This is a genomic window from Holophaga foetida DSM 6591 (assembly GCF_000242615.2).
GTDB classification, from domain to species: Bacteria; Acidobacteriota; Holophagae; order Holophagales; family Holophagaceae; genus Holophaga; species Holophaga foetida.
In genome coordinates, this window is record NZ_KI912268.1 from 1,309,814 (window position 1) to 1,327,364 (window position 17,551).

Here is a 17,551-nt window from a genome sequence, read left to right on the forward strand (position 1 = left end):
GGAACCTCCTCCCCAAGGATCACGTCATTATGCCAGCGATCATTCCGCCCAGGGCCGGGGCACCGAGCCCCCGGCCAGTACCGCCTCCGCGGCGCCCCGATCGCTGTAGGGGAACTTCCGGCCCAGGATCTCCTGGTAGTGTTCGTGCCCCTTCCCCGCCAGCAGCAGGAGGTCGCCGGGACGGCAGGCCGCCAGGGCGGCCTCCACGGCCAGGGCCCGGTCCCGGATGCAGTGATAGCGCTCGGGGTCGGAGCGGACCTCCTCGGGGATGCCCGCTGCGGCATCGTCCAGGATCTGCTCCATGCCTTCGCTGCGACTGTTGTCGGAGGTATGCCAGATGACATCCGCCCCCCGGGCCACCGCCGCCGCCATGGGGGCCCGCTTGGTGCGGTCCCGGTCCCCGCCACAGCCGAAGAGGACGTGCAGCCGACCCCCTGGGGGCAGCAGGTCCTTGCCCGCCACCAGGAGCTTCTCCAGGGCATCCGGGGTGTGGGCGTAGTCCACCATCACCCCGAAGGGCTGGCCGCAGTCCACCCGGTCGAGGCGCCCGGGGGCCCCCTTCAGGGCAGGCACGGCCCGCACCAGGGCGTCCATATCGAAACCCGCCTCGGCGCAGACCGCCAGGGCCCCCAGAAGGTTGTAGGCGTTGAAGCGGCCCAGGAGGGGGCTTTCGACCTCCCAGCCCCCCTGGGGGGCCTCCAGATGGAAGCGGGTGCCCGTGGGGCTCAGGGCAAGCCCAGCCATGCGGTAAGCCGCCGCATCGGCCATGCCGAAACCCAGAAGTGCGGGGGATTCAGCCAAGAGGCGTTGACCGAAGGGGTCGTCCGCGTTGACCAGCCCCTTCCCGCACTGCTCGAAGAGCCGGACCTTGGCCCGAAAGTAGGATTCCAGATCGCCGTGAAAGTCCAGATGATCCTGGGTGAGGTTGGTGAAGAGGCCCACCCTGAAGCGTGCCCCATGCACCCGGGCAAGACTGAGGGCATGGCTGGAGACCTCCACCGCCAGGGCGCGGTCACCGGAATCGGCGGACCTGCGGATCCAGCGATAGAACACCGGGCTCTCCGGGGAGGTCCTGGTCGCTTCCTCTTCCTCCCCCCCGGCGGCCAGCATCACGGTGCCGATGAGCCCGCAGCCGTAGCCAATCCCGCGCAGGAGTTGGCGGATCAGCATGGTGGTGGTGGTCTTGCCGTTGGTGCCGGTCACCCCCAGGAGGGCCAGGCGCTCATCCGGAGCCCCCTGCACCATCCGGGCGATGGTGGCCATCTGGGTGCGGGGCTCATCGAGGCGGGCGAAGGCAAGGCTTGGGGGGAGCTCCGGAAGCCAGCGGTCCCCGAGGATCGCCACAGCCCCCTGCCCCAGGGCCTTCGGGATGAAGTCGCCGCCATCGGAGTGCTCACCCTTGAGGGCCACGAAGATGGAGCCCGGGCCAGCCTCCCGGCTGTCGCAGGTCAGATCCCGGACCTCCACATCCAGGGGCCCGTGACCGGGCAGCCTCAGGCTTTCGACGATTTCTCTGAAATTCATGGTCCCCTCAGGACGAGACGCACCGGCTTCCCAGGCTCCAGGGCAGTGCCGGGCTCGGGACTCTGCTCCGCCACCACGAAGGCACGGGACTGGGCCGCCCCCGTTCCTTCGACACGGGGGCTTCCCCCCGCCATCACAATGCGCTGGATGGCGCTCTTGAGGGCCAGGTTGCGCACATCCGGCACCTTGCCCACCTCCACATGGACCACCGCCTCATCCGTCTCGCTCACCGGCCAGTCCCGCAGGGAGAGCTTCAAATCCGGATTCTGCTCCGAATCCGAGCCCAGGGTGCGGTAGCGCATGATGCCATCGCCGATCTTCTTGAAGAGGGGCGCCGCCACCGTGCCGCCGTAGGCTCCGCCTGCGGGATCATCGAGCATGAAGAGCATGCCGTACTGGGGCTTGTCGGCCGGGAAGAAGCCCATGAAGGAGGCGTAGTGGTGGCCTCTCACGTATTTTCCGTTAATAACCTTCCAGGCAGTGCCGGTCTTGCCGAAGGCCTCCACCCCGCCATCCAGCTTGGCGTTCTTGGCGGTGCCGTTGGTGATCACGCCCTTCAGGGCCTCCCGCATCATGGCGGAGGTTTCCTCGCTGATGACCTGGTTGCGCACCTTGGGGCGGTTCTCCTGGAGCATCACCCCCTGGTCGTTGAAGATCTTCTGCACCAGGTAGGGCTGCATGAGTTTGCCGCCGTTGGCCACGGCGCACCCCGCCACCAGGACCTGCAGGGGTGACACAGAAAGCCCATAGCCATAGGACATGGTGGGCTGGGTGGTGCCGGACCAGCGGTCAGGCGAAAGCAGGCGCCCGGCGGTCTCGCCCGGAAAGTTCAGGCCCGTGAGATCCCCGAAGCCGAACTTCCGCAGATACTGGTAGTGCGTGGCCGGATCCATGCGGACACCGATCTTGGCGGCGCCGATATTGGAGCTCTGCCAGAGCACCTCTTCGAAGGTGAGCAGGCCATGGCCGTGGGTATCCGTGACCGTCAGGCCGCCGCCGAAGTTCCAGCGTCCCCCCTCGCAGTTCACCTTCTCCCCCAGGTGGACCTTGCGTTCCTCCAGGGCCATGGCCAGGGTGAAGACCTTCATGGTGGAGCCCGGCTCGTAGCTGTCCTCCACGGGGTGGACCTTCCGGGCCTCCTTCCCCCGCTCGATCTCGGCGCGGTATTCCTCGCGCTCCCCGGCGCTCCACTCGCTCTCGCTGCGGTTCATGAACTTCTTGGGGATGATGTGATTGGGGTCGAAGAAGGGGGTCCCGGCCATGGCCAGGATCTCGCCGGTGTTGGGATCCATGACCACGGCGTAGGCGTTCTTGGGCCTGCTGAGCCGCACCCCCTCCTCCAGGGCCTCTTCCACGATGTGCTGGATGGTGGAATCGATGGTGAGCTGGAGAGTGGAGCCGTTGACGGGGATCTTGGAGTAGTTCTCCTGGAGGATCAGCAGGCGCCCCTTGGCGTCCCGGGGAGCCACCAGCTCACCCGGCTTGCCGGCGAGCTGTTCGTTGAAGGTCCGCTCGATGCCCAGCTGGCCGATGCCATCAATGTTGGTGAAGCCCAGGATCTGGCAGGCCAGGCTCCCCCGGGGGTACTGGCGCTTGAACTCCGGCAGGAACTCGACCCCCTCCAGCTTCAGGGCCTTGATGGTCGAAGCCTTGGCGGGCCCCATGTGGCGCTCGATCCAGACGAAGGGCTTCTTGCGGAGCAGCTTCTCCAGCACGGTCTTGGCCGGGATCTCGAGGATGGGGGCCAGCTTGTTGGCCACCACCTGGGCCGCCTCACGGTTGGGCTCGCCCCAGACCCGCTCCTGTCCCCTGCCGGACTTGTAGTCCGGATAGAAGGCAGGAGGGTTGCAGAAGAGGCTCTCCAGGCGCATGGAGATGGCCAGGGAAGCCCCCCGCCGGTCCCGCAGCTCCCCGCGGATGGGCGGAATGGGCACTTCCACGTTGTGCTGCTGGGAGGCCCTGGACTGGTAGCGGTGGTGTTCGAACACCTGGAGCCAGATGAGCCGCAGGACAATGGCGAAGGCCCAGACGAACACCGGCCACATGATCCATGGCAGACGGGCAACGGCCAGCTCCTGGGCCTCAGGCTTCCCTAGAAGGCGGCGGGGAGTCCTGGCTCCGGGGCTAAGCAGTTTTCCAAGTGCCAAATCGAAAAGACCTCGACCCCGGCAAGGGGGGAATCCTTCATGGTAGCCAATCCGGCGCCCGTTTTCAGTGGGGAAGCGGTAGTAGCCAATCCCGACAAGAAGAGTAAACTTTATTTACCGAGGTGCCGCATGCCCAAAGTCGTGAACATCGAGCCCACGCCCAACCCGGACGCCCTCAAATTCGTGACGGAAACGCCTCTGCTGAAGCGGGGCATCCGCTCCTTCCGGGACTTCGCCAGTGCGGTGGGCGACCCCCTGGCCTCCGGCATCTTCGCCCAGGGCAAGATCACCTCGGTCTTCTACATGGACCGCTTCGTGACTGTGAACAAGCACCCGGACGCAGACTGGAGCGACCTCATCGACCCCATCTGCGAACGGGTGGAGGACTTCCAGGCCGAGGAAGGCGAAGCCCACGCCCCCGCCTCCACCGGCAGCGTGGACGAGAAGCTGGCCCGCATCGAGGCCGTGATCGACCAGCGCATCCGCCCTGGCCTCGCCGGGGACGGAGGCGGCCTGGAGATCCTCTCCTTCGATGGCACCGTCCTGGAAATCCAGTACCAGGGCGCCTGCGGCTCCTGCCCCAGCGCCGCCGGGGGCACCCTCAACTTCATCGAAGGGATCCTCCAGGACGAAGTGGACCCGACTATCCGGGTGCTGAGCTACTGAGCCGGGACCGCCTCCAGCAACTCCTGAACCAGGAGCTCCGGATCAAACCGCTGGGGCAACTCACGGTGGTAGCCCCGGACCCAGGCCTTGTCATTGACCAGGATGAAGGGGATGGCGCGCTTCCCGGTCTCACGCTCCAGCCTTTCGGCTGCCCCTTCCACCATCTCGATGTTGACCTTGGCGTAGTTCAGGCCCGAGGCCTGGAGCCAGCGGTCCAGGCGGGTGCAGTCCGGGCACCAGGTGGCGGTGTAGACCTTGAGATCCAGGGCATCCAGGCTGGGATAGTCGCTCATGCATTCACCAAGAAGGCCCCCATCGCGGGGGCCTTCAATCTAACACCAGAGAAGGATCAAATCGTCTTTCCCTTGCAGGTGCCACGGGTGCCCAGGACCAGGAAGAGGGCGATTACATCCACTCCGATGAAGATCACGTAGGCCGCCGAAAGCGTGTGGAACTTGGCCATGGCGAAGCCCATGATCGGGAAGCAGAGGGTCCGGATGATAATCGAGAAGGGGATCACCAGCCGGAAGGCGGCGGAAAAGTCATAGCGGCCATAGACCGTGCTCACCATGGAGGTGATCAGGTTCTTGATGCCACCCAGCCCGATGCCCACGAACACGATGGTGATGAAGGTCATGACCTGGTTGCCGGTCTGGGTGATGAGCAGGATCAGGGTCAGGATGTACATCAGGCCGTAGATGAGGCTGGCCTTCTTGGTGCCCAGCTTCTGGTCCAGCCAGCCCCATATCAGGCCGCCCGGGATGGCGCAGAGGGCGGCGATGGACAGGAAGGCGATGGCCTTGGGCAGGGGGTATCCGATGCTGGTGAGACGGGGCACCAGCTGGACCACAATGCCGACCGTCACCATCCAGAGGGCGCCCCAACCGGCGGCGATGAGCCACATGTCCCGATCCTTCAGCAGGCGCTTTACCGTGAAGGGACTCTCGTAGTTCTCCAGTTCCTCCAGGCTGGCCCGGTTCTCGTTGGGGTCGTTATCGGGATAGCAGCCGATCTGCTCGGGGTTGTCCCGCACCACGAGGTAGCCCACCAGGGCGGCCACCAGGAAGATGACGGCCCAGATGGAGGTGGAGTTGGCAATGCCGAAGCGATGGAACATGAAGGCGATCAAGGGAACGAAAACGGCCGAGGCCAGGGGGAAGCCCGCCGTCGCGATGGCCAGGGCCATGCCCTTCTTCCGGGGGAACCAGTTGTTCATCAGGGTCCCGGGGGCGATGAAACCGAAGCCCGCCATGAAGAAGTTCATGACCATGAAGACCACCGCAAATTCCCACAGGGTCGTAATCCGGCCGAACCAGAGAATGACGGCCGCCGATGCGATGAGCGTCACGGTGATGACAAAGCGGGGACCCTTCTTGATGATCAACTGACCGAAGAAGCCGCAGCCCACCACGCTCATGATGCCGCCAGGGGCCACCAGCGTCAGGAGCTTGCCCACATCCCAGCCGTTCTTGGCGGCGAAAGCGGGGGTGAAGATGTTGATGCCATCCGCGCACCAGCCTGCCATGGCGAAATACATGAAGATGGAGAAGATGATCATTCTCCAGCCCGCAGCGCCAAAGCCCGTGCGGGCTCCGGACGGACTCTCCTGAGGCGAAGATTCGCTCTGGGACACTTAAGCCTCCTTAATTGGAATACAGCTTTTAGCCTGATGACTAAATGTAACCCAGTGACCCATATCACATCAAGAAGTATTACAAAACCTCGTGATCATACTGCCATATCAAAAACAAAATCAGGCCGCACTCTGCGGCCTGATTCCAGATTCCGTTCAGAAAATCAGTGAGTCTTACCCTTGCAGGTGCCGCGGGTCAGGACGATGAGGCCCAGGGCGATGATATCCACCACGATGAACATGGCGTAGGCTCCCGACAGGCTCTTGAAGACCGCCAATGCGATGCCCATGATCAGGAAGGCCAGGGTTCGCACGATCAGGGAGATGGGCACCACCAGACGGTAGGCGGAGCCGAAGTCGAAACGGCCGTAGACCGTGCTGACCATGGAGGTCAGGAGGTTCTTGATGCCGCCCAGGCCGATGCCCACGAAGACCACGGTCATGAAGGTCAGGGCGTAGTTCTTGGTCTGATAGATGAGCAGGAACAGGGTGATGATGTAGAGCACCCCATAGATGAAGCTGGCGGTCTTGGTGCCGAACTTCTGGTCCAGCCAGCCCCAGAGCAGGCCACCGGGAATGGCGCAGACAGCGGCGGCGGAGAGCAGGGCGATGGCGGACTGCTGGGAGTACCCGATGCTCATCAGGCGCGGCACGAGCTGCACCACGATGCCCATGGTCACCATCCAGAGGCAGCCCCAGCCGAAGGAGATGAGCCACATGTCCCGGTCCTTGAGGAGGCGCTTGACAGTGAAGGGGCTCTCGTAGCTGTCCAGCTCCTCGACGGAGGCCCTTTCCTCGGTGGGGTCGTTATCGGGGTAGCGGCCGATCTGCTCGGGATTGTCCTTGACGATCAGGAAGCCGAGAACGGCGGCGGCCAGGAAGAGGACACCCCAGATGGAGGTAGCCAGGGTGATGCCCAGGCGGTTGAACATGAGGGCGATCAGGGGCACGAAAACCGCCGTCGCCAGGGGGAAGCCCGTGGTGGCCACCGCCAGGGCCATGCCCTTCTTCCGGGGGAACCAGTTGTTCATCAGGGTTCCCGGAGCGATGAAGCCGAAGCCCGAGGCGAAGAAGTTGATGGCCATGAAGGAGAGGGCGAACTCGGCAAGGCTGCTGATGCGGCCGAACCAGAAGACAGAGGCCGCCGAGCAGACCAGGCAGAGGGTCAGCACGAAGCGGGGACCCTTCTTCACCACCAATTGACCGAAGAAACCGGCGCCTACCACGCCCATCAGGCCGCCGGGGGCCACGAGAGAGAGGAGCTTGGCCTCATCCCAGCCGTTCCTGGCAGCGAAGGCGGGCGTGAAGATGTTGATGCCATCCGCCACCCAGCCTGCGTAGGCGAAATACATCAGCATGGAGAAGATGATCATCCCCCAGCCGTAGCTGCCGAAACCGGTCTTGGACTTTTCCGGGCTTGCGGCGATCACTGTGCTATCAGAGCTCATAGAGGTTCCTTGTATGGAAATGACGTTCCGGAGGCCTTAGCGGTAGTCTTCGAGCTTGTCGACGATGTGGGCGTTCGCGGCGTAGACCCCGGGCAGGATGGCCGCCAGGTTGTGGTATTCCTTGGGGCAGTGATAGGCGAGGCCCTTGGCCAGTCCCTGGATCACCTCGGTCGGCACGCCCTGGCCGACGCGGACGGGCTTGCCGTCCACCATGTTCCAGCCGATCCAGAAGCGGCTCCGCAATTCGACGCCGCCGGGGATGTTCCGGGCCACGTGGGAGAAGCACACCAGCGGGTCGCCGCCATGGGGCCCCAGATTGGCGCTGATGGCGGTGCAGGCACCCTTTTCGAAGGCCGCCATATCGTAGCCGAAGGTCATGGGGGAGACGAAGGAGATGTCCAGGACCATGCACCCGGTGCCCACATCCTCCGTCACCACATCGGTGGTGTCCCAGCCCCGCTCCTTGATGCTCAGATCGGGGTTCAGGCGGCGCTCCAGGGACTCGGGGGCCACATGAATGTCGTAGTGGTCGTCGCTGTCCCAGATGGCATAGCGCAGGCCCCGGAGCCCGTGCCAGTAGAACCACCACTCCAGCATCTCGGCGGTGACACCGGGCATCCTGGTGAGGCCCGAAACGAAGGCACTGCCATCGGGCATCATGCACCAGCCCCGCTCCACAGGTAGGTAGCCGGGCTTGAGGAGATCGTTGCGGTTCTCCAGGAGCAGCGCATCGCTGGGGCTCACGGGTCCCTTGTCCAGGAGCTCGAAGATCTCCTGGGGAGCAAGCGTGATGGGGCGGTCGAACCACTTGGCGTAGGGCTGGGCCTTGTCGGATTCCGTCAGAACGCGGCGCATAGAAAGTCCTCAAAAAAGGGGGGGCGTGATGACCCCAGACAAAGGAAGGTCCACCGATAATGTTTAAATATTTATCGGATAGATCATTTGAATTCAGCACGGGGACGAAGCCCAGTGGAATAGGTTTGCTCCTTTATGGCAGAATCCATGCCAATGCCACGAGAAGACCTAACTTGCATATTTTGTAATTATTTAAAAAAACGTTACAAAAAGTCTTCATGGGCACCTGAAATAATTCTGAACATGTGTAAACTAGACATGTTCATTTTTAGAAATCAACCCTAGAACCAGTCAGGAAATCCCCCCATGGACAAGGGAAGCCCCCGAATGCACTTCGAACTCAGCCTGGAGGACTTGAAGACCCGAGGCGGCCTCCTTGATCAGTTCCTCGAAGTTGTATTTGATGCATCAATCATTGTTGATACCAACGAAACCATCCTCTTCAACACCCGAAAATCGGCGGAGATGGTGGGCAAGTCCCAGCAGGAGGCCGCCGGCAGGCACATCAGCTTCCTGGACCCCACGACCCCCTTCCGGAAGGTCCTGGCCACCGGCCGGGCAGAGCGGGGCATCCTGGTGGTGATCAATGGCCGCAAGTGCATGTCGGACATCTACCCGGTCCTCTGGAAGGGCGAAGTGATCGGGGCCATCGGCGCCCTGCTCTTCCGGAGCATGAGCGGCCTGAAGAAAATCATCGCGAGCCTCAACGAAAGCCAGGGCGGGGAGAGCCTGGACATCTACAACGCCGTGGCCCGCATCGATTCCAACTACACCTTCGACGATTTCATCGGGGATAGTGCAGTCACCCGGAAGCTCATCACCCACTGCCGCAACGTGGCCCGCAAGCACGTCCATCCCATCCTGATCCTGGGGGAGACGGGCACCGGCAAGGAGATCCTGGCCAGCGCCTTCCACTCGGAGAATCTGGGCTCCACCTTCAGCCCCTTCGTGAAAATCAACTGCACCGCCATCCCCAACGAACTCTTGGAATCTGAGCTCTTCGGCCACGAGAAGGGCGCCTTCACCGGAGCCGTGGCCGCCAAGAAGGGCAAGTTCGAGCTGGCCTCCGGGGGTTCCATCCTCCTGGACGAGATCGGCGACATGGACCTCCGCCTCCAGAGCAAGCTCCTGCGGGTACTGGAGGAGGGGGAGTACGAGCACATCGGCGGCACCAAGATCCTCCCTCTCAACGCGAGGGTCATCGCCTCCACCAACCACGAGCTCAAGGAGAGCTGCAAGAGCGGAAAGTTCCGCCCGGATCTCTACTACCGTCTCAGCACGGCAGAGATCCGCATCCCCCCCCTGCGCGAGCGGAAGGAGGACATTCCCCTTCTGGCCAGGCACCTGATCCTCAAGGCCGACCTCAACATGACCCTCTCTTCAGGTGCCATGGAAGTCCTGATGAGCTACCACTGGCCTGGGAACGTCCGGGAGCTGCGCAATGTACTCACCTGGCTGAGCGTCCTGGAGTCGGATCGGGACATCTCGCCGGAGGACGTGCGCCAGGTTCTGGCGGATCGCCTGGAAGGCGAGCTCCCTGCCATCGAGACGCACCCGTCATCCTCCCTGGAGCGGGCCGAAAGGAACGCCCTCCTGGAGGCACTGGAACACCACAACTTCAATCTCTCCCTGGCCGCCAAGCGACTGGGAGTGAGCCGCACGACGCTCTACAGCAAGATCCGCAAGCATGGGGTCCAGATCCGGAAATCTCAGGCCTGACCCCTGGCGGGACCCTCTCGGCGACCGAACATTGGGGACGACACCGAGGCTTGCATGACCAAGTTCCACCGCACGGAAAAGCACGTCCGCCTCAAAGAGAACGGCCTTCGGACAGATCACCTCAGCGCCCTGGGTGATCTGGTGGAGAGGGCCTTCCCGAACCCAGGCGAACTCTTCTGCCACGGCCTGGAACTCCTGGTACAGCAGCTGGGGGTGGAGCGGGCCGTGATGACCCGCCTTGGCGACCTTGGCTTCGAGGCTTTCTGGTGGGCGACATCGGATGGAAAAAACCCAGATCCGAGCATCCACCAGGTGAGCGATGGGTACTGCCCGAGGGTGCTGGAAAACCCGACGCGCACCCTGGTGATCCGGGATGCCACCCTGGACCCCCGATGGAAGAACCACAGCGGATGGAAGAAGCTGGGCATCCGGGCCTACATCGGCGCCCCCCTCCGGCAGACGGGCAAGATCATCGGCACCCTGAACGTCCAGAGCACCCAGCCCAAGAATTTCAGCCGGGCCGAGATCGCCATGGTCAACGCCATGGCCAATCTCTTCAGCAAGACCCTTGAAGTGGAAACGCTGAAGCAGGAACTGCGCATGACCCGGGACGCCCTGGACCTCACCACCGCGGTGGTAGAGGATAGCGCCCTGGAATGCCACAGTTCAGGCCTCCCCAACCTCCACTACCTCGACATCTGGCTCAAGGCCAACCTCTACCTGGCCCGACGCCGGGGCGAGTGCATGAGCGTAGCCCGCTGGGACCTCCCCCTGACGAAGGAATCCGCCAAGCACCTCAAGACCGTGGCCGATGCCTTGCGGGGAGAGGACCTGCTCGTGGACATGGGCCACGACAAGTTCCTCCTCCTCCTGCCCAGAACCCCCCAGGACGGGGCCCAGATTCTCCTGGAACGCATCCGGGCCCGCATCGGGGACATCCCCATGGGGGCCACCCTGTGGAATCCATCCCACGATCCGGACCGCCAGGACTTCACGGCCAGCCATGCCATCCACCGCGCCCAGGATGCCCTCAAGCAGGCTTCCGGAGCGCCGGAGGTCTGGGTAATGGAGAATGCGGGCGTCGCAGAGTAGCGATCAGCCGAGGAGTTCCCGGACCAGCTCCGGCACCGTCTCCGAAGCCGGTCCGGTGCGATGCTCCGGGAAGGCACCCGCCACCATCGAGGCCTCCAGGTTCAGCTCGATGCGCCGGGCCTGGCGAGGCACCATGCGCACGAAGCCCGCCGCCGGATAGACATTCCCCGAGGTGCCGATGGCCAGGAAGAGGCTGCAGCGCTCCAAGGCCTCCCCGATGCGGTCCAGCTCCAGCGGCATCTCTCCGAACCAGACGATGTGGGGCCGCAACTCCCCATGGGCACCGCAACTCGGACAGGGGGTCATGGCTCCAAGGTCAGCCTCCCAGCGGAAGACGCCATGGCAGCGCTGGCAGCGAGCCTTGTGAAGCTCGCCGTGCATGTGGATCAGGGAGCGGCTCCCGGCCCGTTCATGGAGGTCATCCACGTTCTGGGTCACCAGGAGGAAATCCCCCTGCCAACCTTGCTCCAGCTCCGCCAGGGCCCGATGGGCTGCATTGGGCACAACCGTCTTGAGCTGGTGTCGCCGCTCGTTGTAGAAGTTCTGCACCAGTTCGGGATCCCGCTCGAAGCCCTCGGGAGTGGCCACATCCTCGATGCGGTGCTCCTCCCATAGGCCATCGGAGGCCCGGAAGGTCCGCAGGCCGCTCTCGGCGCTGATGCCAGCGCCGGTGAGGATGACGACGGAAGGATGCACCTTGCCCATCAGAGTCCGAGGCGGTCCAGCTTGTCGGGACGATCCCGCCAGCCTTCGTCCACCTTGATGTGAAGGTCCAGGCGCACGGGGCGCTGGAGGAGTTTCTTCAGCTCCCGCTGGGCACTCTGGCGGATGTCCCGGATCATCTCCCCGCCCGATCCCAGGAGGATCTTGCGGTGGCCTGGCCGCTCCACCAGGATCTCGACTTCGAGATAGAGTCCGGAGGGGTCCAGATCCTCGGGGAAGTCATCATGTCCGGCTTCGATCCAGCGGCTGATGACAACGGCCACCCCGTGGGGCACTTCCTCCTTGGTCTTGCGGAGGACCTTCTCCCGGATGAACTCGGCCGCCATGCCGCGCTCGGTCTGGTCCGTGAAGGTCTCGTCGTCGAACTGCCATTCGCCTTCGGGGGCATCCCGCTCCATGGTGGCCCAGAGGGGTTCCAGGTTCTGGGACAGCTTGGCCCCCACAGGGAGGATCTCCCGGAATTCCAGCAGATCCTTGTAGGCTACGATTTTTTCCAGAAGACGCCCCTTGGAGACCAGATCGATCTTGTTGAGCACCAGGTAGACCGGCTGCTGGGCACCCTTGAGACGCTTGGCCAGCTCCTTCTCCCCGGGCCCGAGGAAGCCGTCGGCATCCACCACCCAGAGGATCAGGTCGGCGTCCGCCAGGACGGTGTCGACGTGCTGGAGCATGCGGAAGTTGAGAGCATGCTCGGCCTTGTGGACACCCGGGGTATCCAGGAAGGCCAGCTGGGTCGCCCCCCGCTGGACCACCCCCAGGATGCGCCCCCGGGTGGTCTGGGGCATCTGACTCACGGCCGCCACCTTCTCCCCCACCAGGGCGTTGAGAAGGGTGGACTTGCCCGAGTTGGGCAGGCCCACCAGGGCGACGGAGGCATAGCGGTGAATATCAGACATGAAGATCCTTAGAAAACGAAGAAAAGGGAATTATCTCACGCGGAGACGCGAAGGGCGCGGAGCCGAAAGAAGAATTATCTCTTTTGGCATCTGCGCCCTTGTTCCGCGACCCGGGAGTTCACCCCCGGTGAATACCGCGCTCAGCCTCCCGGATGAACTGGAGAAGGTAGGCCACTTCCGGCACCTTTCCAGCCCCTTCCTCGTCCAGCTTCTGCAGGGCCTCCTCCAGACGGAGCTGCCTGCGGAAGAGGACGCGATGGGCGTGAGAGAGGGCCTCAATGGTCTCCTGGGGGAAGCCCTTGCGCTGAAGCCCCAGGGTGTTGACCCCGTAGCTCTTGACCTCCCGGGTACCCACGGTCTTCATGAAGGGCAGCACATCCATAGTGAGCACCGTATAGGCCCCGGTGAAGGCGTGGTTGCCCACCCGGCAGAACTGATGGACAGCGGAGTAGGCCCCGATGATGGCCCCGTCGCCGACGCTCACGTGGCCAGCCAGGCTGCTCTGATGGGCCAGGATGCACTGGCTGCCCACCTGGCAGTCGTGACCCATGTGAGCGCCCACCTGCATGAGGTTGTCGTCCCCGATGCGGGTGATGCCGCCACCGTGCTCGGTCCCGCGGTGAAGGGTGCAGTTTTCCCGGATGGTGTTCCGGTTGCCGACCACCAGCCGGGTGGCCCCGCCCTGGTATTTCAGGTCCTGAGGGTCCATGCCCACGGCACAGTGGGGGTACAGGACGTTGTCCTCGCCGATCTCGGTGTGGGGCCCAACGACGACATGGCTGCGCAGGCGCGTGCCCCGTCCGATCCGGGCATCCTCCTCCACAACGCAGAAGGGCCCGATCACCACGCCGTCAGCCAGGTCAGCCTTGGGGCTGACCACGGAGGAGGGATGGATCTCGATGCTCATCAAGCCTTCTCCCCGGGCACGTCCATCAGCATGCACATGAAGTCCGCCTCGGCGGCCTTCTGGCCATCCACGAAGGCCTCACCCCGCATCTTGCAGATCTTGCCCTTCACGCTCACCGCCTTGACCTCCATCACCAACTGGTCCCCAGGCGTCACGGGCTTTCGGAACTTCACGTTGTCGATGGCCATGAAGTAGATGACCTTCTGGGCGCGGTTGGGGATGTTCTGCATGATGAGGCAGCCGCCGGTCTGGGCCATGGCCTCCACGATGAGAACCCCCGGAAAGACGGGCTGCTTGGGGAAGTGCCCCTGGAAGACATGCTCGCCGATGGAGATGTTCTTGACGCCGCGGATCCACTGACCGGGTTCGAAATCCAGGATACGGTCCACCAGGAGGATGGGATAGCGATGGGGCAGCAGCTCCATGATCCCCAGCAGATCGATCTTATTGGGCGTGCGGTCAGGGCTCTCGGTCATGAGGTTCTCCAAGAGGCTATTTTGGCATAGCCACCCAGTCATGAACGAGGGGGGAGCTCTCTGGTGCCGGGTCGTGCCCTAGGCTCAGTAACGCCGCACCGTGCGCTCGTATACTTTGGCGTCGACAAAGAGCTTCAGCAGATCCTTGTCGAGGTGCCCGGCCACTGCGTCCAGTTCCAGGATGGCCAGGCTCCGGTCCAGAGGCACTGCGGCCTTGTAAGGCCGATCCTGGGCCGTGAGAGCATCGAATACGTCGGCGATGGACATGGCGCGGCTCTGGATGGGAATTTCCGGGGCCGTGATCTGCCTGGGATAGCCCCGCCCGTTGAGTCGCTCGTGGTGCGCGTAGGCGATCTCGGGAACATCCGAGAGATCCCGGGTCCAGGGGATCTGCTGCAGGAATCGGAAGGTGTGGGTGACGTGGCTCTCGATCTCCAGACGCTCTTCCTCCGAAAGGCTCCCTTTGGGAATCGCAAGGCAGGCCAGATCCTGAGGCTGGAAGATCGGCTCCACGGCTCCATTCCAGTGGGTGTATTGCAGACCGCCCAGGGTTCCGAGCAGATCCGCTACCTCCTGGGGGAGCACAGTGGGCTCATTGGACCGCTGCACCAGGGAGACGAGACGATCCGTTTCCGCCTGAAAGCTGCGCAGGGTCTCTTCCCAGAACGCCTTGCGGAAGGCACGCCCCGCAGCCCATTCGGCCTTGAGCGTCTCCAGCATCCGTTCCTCCTGACGCTGACGAAGACGGTGGAGAAGGAGCTCCAGGCGACCGGGGTCCAGCTTCTTGGACTTGACCAGCACCTGTTCACGAACCCCGACCTTCCCGAAGTCGTGGAGAAGGCTGGCATAACGGAGTTCCCGAAGCTGGCGTTCGTTGAAGCAGAGCTCCCCGAAGGGGCCGTCAGGGGTGGCATTGATGGCTTCCGCCAAGCCTACCGTCAGGGCCGCCACCCTTCCCGAGTGACCACTGGTCACGGGGTCCCGCTGCTCGATGGCCAGAACGGAAGCGTTCACAAAGCCCTCGAAAAGCCGCTCGATATCCTCACGGAGACTGGCGTTCTTGACGGCCACCCCCGCTTGCCCAGCCAGACTCTGGGCCAGGCGCACATGCTGCGAAAGGAAGGGGACGATCTCCCCATCCTCCTCCACCCGATTGATGAGCTGGAGCACCCCGAGCACTTCCCCCTCGGTGTCCTGAAGCGGAACAACCAGCATGGAGGTGGAGCGGTACCCAGCCTGGCAGTCGAAGCTGTCATTGAAGTGATAGGGGGCCTCGACCGGAATCTCGTATACATCCGGGATATTAAGACATTCCCCGGTGGTGGCCACGAAGCCCGCCATCGACTGGGTGGAGATGGGCATCCGGTAACGATGGAAGGGGAGGCTGATCCGCGAGTTCTGGGTATGGGCGAAGAGGAGTTCCCTGCCTCCGCCGCCACTCACCACCAGATAGATGGAGCCGCCTTCGGCGTCCAGAAGGCGCCTGGCCTGGATCAGGATGAGATCCAGAAGGCGATCCAGGTTGTGCTCCGAAGCCAGGGCCCGCCCAATCTCGTGGAGCCGCTCCATGTCCCTCTGATCCCGGAGCCGCTGATACCCCGCTTCCAGCAAGGCAAGGGCCCCTGCCTCTCCGGGCCATGCGGTACACTGGGCGAGCCGACCTTCCCCAGGGGACCCCACCACCACATCCGCCGGGGCTTCGGGGATCCAGTGCAAGATCTGACGCAGCTCCCGCCCCAGGTGACCTTCGAGGCTGCTACGGTACTGGAGGGGGATCACAACAGTGAGTCGCACAGGCAAGCCGAAAAAAGAAAGTTCCAAGGAGTCCAGAACAGTCTACCGGACCCATCTATCGGCCAGTGTGGAATGCTCTGTGAAAATCGAGCGACTGGCCTGGGGCGGGAAGGGCATGGCCCGGATGGATGATGGTCGCATCCTATTGCTATCAGCTCCTTTGGCCATCTTCCCAGGCGAGCAGGTCGTGGCCCAGGTGATCTGGAAGCCCCGACACGGCGAGGGCGTGGTCCAACGCTGGATCAGCGCCAATCCGAAACGGATCCCGGCGGCCTGCCCCGTGGCCCTGGAATGCGGTGGCTGCGATCTGTGGGAAGCCGGTCGGCAGGCCCCGGAACTGAAGCGCCAGATGGTGGAGGATCTCTTCCGGCGCCAGCTGCCCGCCGCCAAGGAATGGCGATGGCTTCCAGCCCCTGAGAACACACACCGACACCGCATCCAGCTCCATTGGGACGGGAGCTGCCTGGGCTTCCACCAGCGCCAGAGCCACCGGGTGGTGCCCATCAAGAGCTGCCCGGTTGCGGCTCCCTGCCTTTCAGAGGCCCTGCCCCGCATGGAGGAGGCCCTGAAGGAACGCATGCTTCCGACCCGCGCCCAGCGCTGGGAACTGGCCACCGGCACCCCCGCGGGCCAAGTCTATGCCATCGCAGAGAACGGGCGGACCTGGACCCTCGAACCCGATGGCTGGCATTCCAGTCAAGATCCCATCCGCCACACCTTCGGCCGCCGCACCTGGGCCCACCGGGCCGGGGGATTCTTCCAGGTCTGCGCCCCCTGGGCCATGGAAGCCTTCCAGGACCTGCTGAAGGACTGGGAGTTCCAGGGCAGCACCCTCTTTGACCTCTACGGCGGCGTGGGACTCTTCTCCGGGTTGCTCGGAGACCGGTTCAGCCAGCGTGTCCTGGTGGAAGCCGACGAAGCCGCGGTGGCCTGGGCCAAGAAGAATATGGAAGCCCAGGGCCTGAGCGCCCAGTGCGTGGCTGAGGATGTGGAGGCCTGGTTACCCGCCCGTCTGGGCGAGCCCGGTGACGGCATCCTGGTGGATCCCCCCCGGGCGGGCCTTGCGCCCGGCGTGGTGGCCCGCCTCCTGGAGGCCGGGGCTGACCGGATGGTGCTGGTGGGCTGCGATGGCGCGGCCTTCTGCCGCGACGTCCAGCGCCTTTCCGAAGGATGGGAACTGGTGGACCTCGCTGCCGTCGACCTCTTCCCCAACACGATCCACGTCGAATGCGTGGGGATCCTCCGGAGGAGGATGGCCTGATGGAAGCCCTGGGCCGCCATGTCCTTGCTGAGTTCACAGGATGCGATGTCCAGCGCCTCTCGGACCTGGACCACATTGCCCAGGCCATGCTCGCGGCCGCCGAGGCCAGCGGCGCCACTGTAGTGGCCCACAACTTCCACCACTTCAAGCCCCTGGGCGTAAGCGGGGTTGTCATCATCGCCGAGAGCCACCTGGCCATCCACACTTGGCCCGAGTACGGCTATGCCGCCGCCGATATCTTCACCTGCGGCGAAACCGTGGACCCATGGAAGGCCTTCGACCTCCTCAAGGAGTCCCTGGGGGCCGGGCATGGCAGCGCCACGGAATTGAGGCGGGGGATACTGCGGCTGCCGGAATTGAGGCACAAGCCGGAAGCCTAGTGGTGTCCCAGTGAAGTGCAGACCACTCAG

At 63.8% G+C, this 17,551-nt stretch carries 16 protein-coding genes; 5 read left to right on the plus strand and 11 right to left on the minus strand.

The features are described 5' to 3' along the window. Positions 1-39: 39 nt before the first annotated feature. Together HOLFODRAFT_RS19640 and HOLFODRAFT_RS0205580 are read right to left on the minus strand one after the other, a co-directional pair. Positions 40-1,524, minus strand: a complete 1,485-nt coding sequence (locus HOLFODRAFT_RS19640; RefSeq protein WP_005036763.1) for a UDP-N-acetylmuramoyl-L-alanyl-D-glutamate--2,6-diaminopimelate ligase — start codon at positions 1,522-1,524, stop codon at positions 40-42. Then, the gene (locus tag HOLFODRAFT_RS0205580) at positions 1,521-3,671 is read right to left on the minus strand and encodes a penicillin-binding transpeptidase domain-containing protein (protein WP_005036761.1); all 2,151 of its coding nucleotides are present in this window, start codon (positions 3,669-3,671) and stop codon (positions 1,521-1,523) included. The genes HOLFODRAFT_RS19640 and HOLFODRAFT_RS0205580 overlap by 4 nt, the downstream gene beginning before the upstream one ends. A 129-nt stretch (positions 3,672-3,800) precedes the next feature. Between HOLFODRAFT_RS0205580 and HOLFODRAFT_RS0205585 the strand changes: the two genes are divergently transcribed. Beyond that, positions 3,801-4,337 carry a NifU family protein gene (locus HOLFODRAFT_RS0205585; protein WP_005036760.1) on the plus strand — a complete coding sequence of 179 codons (537 nt, stop codon included), beginning with the start codon at positions 3,801-3,803 and terminating at the stop codon, positions 4,335-4,337. Here HOLFODRAFT_RS0205585 and HOLFODRAFT_RS19645 read toward each other — a convergent pair. From HOLFODRAFT_RS19645 to HOLFODRAFT_RS0205605, 4 genes are all read right to left on the minus strand, one after another. Beyond that, positions 4,331-4,630, minus strand: coding sequence for a glutaredoxin family protein (locus tag HOLFODRAFT_RS19645; RefSeq protein WP_005036758.1), 300 nt, complete (start codon positions 4,628-4,630; stop codon positions 4,331-4,333). The genes HOLFODRAFT_RS0205585 and HOLFODRAFT_RS19645 overlap by 7 nt on opposite strands. A 56-nt stretch (positions 4,631-4,686) precedes the next feature. Next, positions 4,687-5,970 carry an MFS transporter gene (locus HOLFODRAFT_RS0205595; protein ID WP_005036756.1) on the minus strand — a complete coding sequence of 428 codons (1,284 nt, stop codon included), beginning with the start codon at positions 5,968-5,970 and terminating at the stop codon, positions 4,687-4,689. Positions 5,971-6,134: 164 nt separating this feature from the next. Then, positions 6,135-7,418 (minus strand): MFS transporter, encoded by a 1,284-nt coding sequence (locus HOLFODRAFT_RS0205600; RefSeq protein WP_005036754.1) that lies wholly within the window; start codon positions 7,416-7,418, stop codon positions 6,135-6,137. Positions 7,419-7,454: 36 nt separating this feature from the next. Further along, positions 7,455-8,273, minus strand: a complete 819-nt coding sequence (locus tag HOLFODRAFT_RS0205605) for a DAPG hydrolase family protein (protein ID WP_005036752.1) — start codon at positions 8,271-8,273, stop codon at positions 7,455-7,457. 306 nt (positions 8,274-8,579) lie between these two features. Between HOLFODRAFT_RS0205605 and HOLFODRAFT_RS19650 the strand changes: the two genes are divergently transcribed. Both HOLFODRAFT_RS19650 and HOLFODRAFT_RS0205615 read left to right on the plus strand, forming a co-directional pair. After that, a complete protein-coding gene (locus tag HOLFODRAFT_RS19650; protein ID WP_005036751.1) occupies positions 8,580-9,992 on the plus strand; it encodes a sigma-54 interaction domain-containing protein in 1,413 nt (470 codons plus the stop codon). Positions 9,993-10,046: 54 nt separating this feature from the next. Then, a complete protein-coding gene (locus HOLFODRAFT_RS0205615) occupies positions 10,047-11,084 on the plus strand; it encodes a sensor domain-containing diguanylate cyclase (RefSeq protein ID WP_005036748.1) in 1,038 nt (345 codons plus the stop codon). A gap of 3 nt (positions 11,085-11,087) precedes the next feature. Here HOLFODRAFT_RS0205615 and cobB read toward each other — a convergent pair whose 3' ends face one another. The 5 genes from cobB to HOLFODRAFT_RS19655 all read right to left on the minus strand — a co-directional run bounded on the left by cobB (position 11,088) and on the right by HOLFODRAFT_RS19655 (position 15,880). Beyond that, on the minus strand, positions 11,088-11,789 hold the full coding sequence (cobB, locus tag HOLFODRAFT_RS0205620; protein WP_005036747.1) for a Sir2 family NAD+-dependent deacetylase: 702 nt from the start codon (positions 11,787-11,789) through the stop codon (positions 11,088-11,090). Then, positions 11,789-12,703, minus strand: a complete 915-nt coding sequence (gene era, locus HOLFODRAFT_RS0205625) for a GTPase Era (protein WP_005036746.1) — start codon at positions 12,701-12,703, stop codon at positions 11,789-11,791. Before era ends, cobB begins: the two co-directional genes overlap by 1 nt. A 118-nt stretch (positions 12,704-12,821) precedes the next feature. Continuing rightward, on the minus strand, positions 12,822-13,610 hold the full coding sequence (gene lpxA, locus HOLFODRAFT_RS0205630; protein ID WP_005036745.1) for an acyl-ACP--UDP-N-acetylglucosamine O-acyltransferase: 789 nt from the start codon (positions 13,608-13,610) through the stop codon (positions 12,822-12,824). Further along, positions 13,610-14,086, minus strand: coding sequence for a 3-hydroxyacyl-ACP dehydratase FabZ (gene fabZ, locus HOLFODRAFT_RS0205635; RefSeq protein WP_005036744.1), 477 nt, complete (start codon positions 14,084-14,086; stop codon positions 13,610-13,612). The genes lpxA and fabZ overlap by 1 nt, the downstream gene beginning before the upstream one ends. An 84-nt stretch (positions 14,087-14,170) precedes the next feature. Then, the gene (locus HOLFODRAFT_RS19655; RefSeq protein ID WP_052572483.1) at positions 14,171-15,880 is read right to left on the minus strand and encodes an HD domain-containing phosphohydrolase; all 1,710 of its coding nucleotides are present in this window, start codon (positions 15,878-15,880) and stop codon (positions 14,171-14,173) included. A 79-nt stretch (positions 15,881-15,959) separates the two neighbouring features. Here HOLFODRAFT_RS19655 and HOLFODRAFT_RS0205645 point away from each other — a divergent pair, with 79 nt between their 5' ends. Continuing rightward, on the plus strand, positions 15,960-17,141 hold the full coding sequence (locus HOLFODRAFT_RS0205645) for a class I SAM-dependent RNA methyltransferase (protein WP_026939075.1): 1,182 nt from the start codon (positions 15,960-15,962) through the stop codon (positions 17,139-17,141). Then, a complete protein-coding gene (speD, locus tag HOLFODRAFT_RS0205650) occupies positions 17,141-17,521 on the plus strand; it encodes an adenosylmethionine decarboxylase (RefSeq protein WP_005036741.1) in 381 nt (126 codons plus the stop codon). The genes HOLFODRAFT_RS0205645 and speD overlap by 1 nt, the downstream gene beginning before the upstream one ends. The last annotated feature ends 30 nt before the right edge of the window (positions 17,522-17,551 follow it).

Excerpts from the sequence above, each read along its gene's own strand:
- HOLFODRAFT_RS19640 (WP_005036763.1), bottom strand. The coding sequence starts at position 1,524 with ATGAATTTCAGAGAAATCGTCGAAAGCCTGAGGCTGCCCGGTCACGGG.
- HOLFODRAFT_RS0205585 (WP_005036760.1), top strand. The coding sequence starts at position 3,801 with ATGCCCAAAGTCGTGAACATCGAGCCCACGCCCAACCCGGACGCCCTC.
- HOLFODRAFT_RS19645 (WP_005036758.1), bottom strand. The coding sequence starts at position 4,630 with ATGAGCGACTATCCCAGCCTGGATGCCCTGGATCTCAAGGTCTACACC.
- HOLFODRAFT_RS0205600 (WP_005036754.1), bottom strand. The coding sequence starts at position 7,418 with ATGAGCTCTGATAGCACAGTGATCGCCGCAAGCCCGGAAAAGTCCAAG.
- HOLFODRAFT_RS0205605 (WP_005036752.1), bottom strand. The coding sequence starts at position 8,273 with ATGCGCCGCGTTCTGACGGAATCCGACAAGGCCCAGCCCTACGCCAAG.
- HOLFODRAFT_RS19650 (WP_005036751.1), top strand. The coding sequence starts at position 8,580 with ATGGACAAGGGAAGCCCCCGAATGCACTTCGAACTCAGCCTGGAGGAC.
- HOLFODRAFT_RS0205615 (WP_005036748.1), top strand. The coding sequence starts at position 10,047 with ATGACCAAGTTCCACCGCACGGAAAAGCACGTCCGCCTCAAAGAGAAC.
- cobB (WP_005036747.1), bottom strand. The coding sequence starts at position 11,789 with ATGGGCAAGGTGCATCCTTCCGTCGTCATCCTCACCGGCGCTGGCATC.
- era (WP_005036746.1), bottom strand. The coding sequence starts at position 12,703 with ATGTCTGATATTCACCGCTATGCCTCCGTCGCCCTGGTGGGCCTGCCC.
- lpxA (WP_005036745.1), bottom strand. The coding sequence starts at position 13,610 with ATGAGCATCGAGATCCATCCCTCCTCCGTGGTCAGCCCCAAGGCTGAC.
- fabZ (WP_005036744.1), bottom strand. The coding sequence starts at position 14,086 with ATGACCGAGAGCCCTGACCGCACGCCCAATAAGATCGATCTGCTGGGG.
- speD (WP_005036741.1), top strand. The coding sequence starts at position 17,141 with ATGGAAGCCCTGGGCCGCCATGTCCTTGCTGAGTTCACAGGATGCGAT.